The organism is Halomonas sp. ND22Bw, from assembly GCF_003011945.1.
GTDB classification, from domain to species: domain Bacteria; phylum Pseudomonadota; class Gammaproteobacteria; order Pseudomonadales; family Halomonadaceae; genus Halomonas; species Halomonas halophila.
The window spans coordinates 1-393 of record NZ_PXWD01000272.1 but is presented as its reverse complement, the minus strand read 5'-3'; the positions used below and the strand labels follow the sequence as shown (position 1 = coordinate 393).

1 protein-coding gene is annotated in these 393 nt (G+C 66.2%); it reads right to left on the bottom strand.

Features of this window, described 5'->3' with window-relative positions; all coding sequences use genetic code 11:
* A partial coding sequence (locus CVH10_RS18025) for a neutral zinc metallopeptidase (protein ID WP_181244475.1) occupies window positions 1-393 on the bottom strand: 393 nt, incomplete at both ends.

The following is a 393-nucleotide window of genomic DNA, read 5'->3' as shown; positions in this document are numbered from 1 at the left end:
CTCGGTCTTGTTGGACGCGGCCTGCTGCCGGCCCTGGACCTTGCCGAGGATGCCGAGCTCGTCCTGCACGTGATGGCCGACCTCGTGCGCGATGACGTAGGCGTAGGCGAAGTCGCCCTTCACGCCGAACTTCTGTTCCATCTCCTTGAAGAAGGACGTGTCGAGGTAGACCTTCTTGTCGAGGGGGCAGTAGAACGGCCCCATCGCCGCCTGGGCCGAGCCGCAGCCGCTGCGCGTGCCTCCCTGGTAGAGCACCATGGTGGTCGGGCGGTACTGACGCCCGGTCTGGTTCGGCAGGACCTCCTTCCAGACGTCCTCGGTATTTCCGAGGATCGCGGCGGCAAAGCGCCCGCTCTCGTCGGTGGGCTTGGTCTTGCGCTGGCTCTGCGTCTG